General features: G+C 74.5%; 3 protein-coding genes and 1 pseudogene. 1 reads left to right on the top strand and 3 read right to left on the bottom strand.

Annotation, left to right across the window (positions count from 1 at the left end):
* The coding region (locus tag HGA02_RS17850; protein WP_168680589.1) for a dihydrolipoamide acetyltransferase family protein at positions 1-937 on the top strand (937 nt) is incomplete at its 5' end.
* A 173-nt stretch (positions 938-1,110) separates the two neighbouring features.
* On the opposite strand, the gene HGA02_RS17845 is transcribed toward HGA02_RS17850, so the two are convergent.
* The 3 genes and pseudogenes from HGA02_RS17845 to HGA02_RS21860 all read right to left on the bottom strand — a co-directional run.
* Positions 1,111-1,551, bottom strand: coding sequence for a hypothetical protein (locus tag HGA02_RS17845; RefSeq protein ID WP_168680587.1), 441 nt, complete (start codon positions 1,549-1,551; stop codon positions 1,111-1,113).
* A 4-nt stretch (positions 1,552-1,555) separates the two neighbouring features.
* Entirely contained in the window at positions 1,556-1,825 is a 270-nt protein-coding gene (locus tag HGA02_RS17840) for a QcrA and Rieske domain-containing protein (RefSeq protein WP_425483080.1), read from the bottom strand.
* Between the two features lie 12 nt (positions 1,826-1,837).
* A pseudogene (locus HGA02_RS21860) lies at positions 1,838-1,964 on the bottom strand (aconitase family protein); the annotation flags it as partial.

The following is a 1,964-nucleotide window of genomic DNA, read 5'->3' as shown; positions in this document are numbered from 1 at the left end:
GCCGACCACGGGCGGCGCGTCGCGGGCGTCGGCCCACGCGCTCGCCAAGCCCCCGGTGCGCAAGCTCGCCCGCGAGCTCGGCGTCGACCTCGACTCCGTGACGCCGACCGGCCCGGGCGGGATCGTCACGCGCGAGGACGTCCTCGCGCACGCCGCGCAGGCCGAGGCGCGCACGCTCGCGACGTACCCCGGCGACGACAAGCCGTGGCTCGCGAGCGGCACCGTCTCGCCCGACGGCCGCCAGACGCGCGTCCCCGTGAAGTCGGTGCGCAAGCGCACCGCCGAGGCGATGGTGACCAGCGCGTTCACCGCCCCGCACGTCACGGTCTTCCACACGGTCGACGTCACGCGCACGATGCGGCTCGTCGAGCGGCTCCGCGGGGAGAAGGAGTTCGCCGACGTGCGCGTCACGCCGCTGCTGATCGCGGCGAAGGCGCTCATGCTCGCGGTGCGCCGCCACCCGGAGATCAACGCGTCGTGGGACGACGCCGCGCAGGAGATCGTCTACAAGCACTACATCAACCTGGGCATCGCCGCCGCGACCCCCCGCGGACTCGTCGTCCCGAACGTCAAGGACGCGCACCGCCTGAGCCTGCTGGAGCTCGCACGCGGGCTCGGCGAGCTGACGGCCACCGCGCGCGCGGGCCGCACGTCGCCGTCGGACATGGCCGACGGGACCATCACGATCACCAACGTCGGCGTCTTCGGCATCGACACGGGCACGCCGATCCTCAACCCCGGCGAGGCCGGGATCCTCGCGTTCGGCGCGATCCGGCTCCAGCCGTGGGTGCACAAGGGCAAGGTCAAGCCGCGGCACGTCACGCAGCTCGCGCTGTCGTTCGACCACCGTCTCGTCGACGGCGAGCTCGGCGCGCGGGTGCTCGCCGACGTCGCGTCGGTGCTGGCCGACCCCGCGCAGGGACTCGTCTGGGGCTGACGGCGCCGACGGTCGGGACGACGCCGACGCGACGCCGGCCTTCCCGGTCCGCGCCGACCACGCCGACGCGACGCCCTCCCGGGTTCTCCGTGCCGGTCGGCCCGCGGTGCGGACGACCAACCGTCGGTGCCGCGGGCTGACGCGGGCGGTGGGTCCCGATCCCCGCGACGGCCTCAGGCGGTCGCAGGCGTCGCCGCGGCGGCGACCAGGCGTCGCTCGACGACGATCGCGACGATCCCGAGGACGATCGCCAGCGCCTCGGTGATCGCGGAGATCCACTCGTTCGTGCCCTCCCAGCGCGAGTGCACGCCGAACAGCCCGACGGTCGTCGCGACGACGAACGCGCCGAGCGTCGCGGCGCCGAACGCGATCGCGCCGAGCAGCGGCCACACGGACCGCCAGACGAGCAGCAGCACCCCGAGGACGAGCCCGGCGACGCCGTTGAGCAGGAACGCCTGACCGACGACGTCGACGTTCTTCATGCCGTCGTTCCACAGGATCAGGTGGACGACGGCGGACGCGACCACGCACACGGCCAGCACGACGCGCAGGCCGAGCGCGATGGGGCGGCGACCCGCGGCGGTGCGCGGGGTGCCGGTGGTGGGAGCGGTCATGGCGTCACGCCTTCCCGGGCAGCACGGCGCCGTCGGCGACGTGCACCTCGACAGGGGGCAGCGGCTCGGGTGCCGGGCCGGACACGTTCTTCCCGGTCAGGTCGAACACCGAGCCGTGGCAGGGGCAGCTGAGCTCGTCGCCGTCGACGACGACCGTGCAGCCCTGGTGGGTGCAGACCGCGGACAGGGCCACGACGGTCCCGGCCTCGGGCTGCACGAGGAGGATCGGCTTGCCGTCGGCGCCGGTCGCGGAGATCGCACCCCCCACGGGGATGTCGGAGACCTGCGCGAGCGCGCCGAACGCGCCGTGGGTCGACGTGTGCGAGTCGCCGCAGACGACCGTCAGGCCGGGCTGGGTGAGCCCGAGCTGCGGACCGACCTGGTGGACGATGCCCTGGTCGGCGTCGCCCAGC

It is taken from the genome of Cellulomonas septica (assembly GCF_012396155.1).
In the GTDB taxonomy this organism is placed as follows: domain Bacteria; phylum Actinomycetota; class Actinomycetes; order Actinomycetales; family Cellulomonadaceae; genus Cellulomonas; species Cellulomonas septica.
The sequence above is the reverse complement of the archived record's forward strand: the minus strand, read 5'-3'. Positions and strand labels throughout refer to the sequence as shown.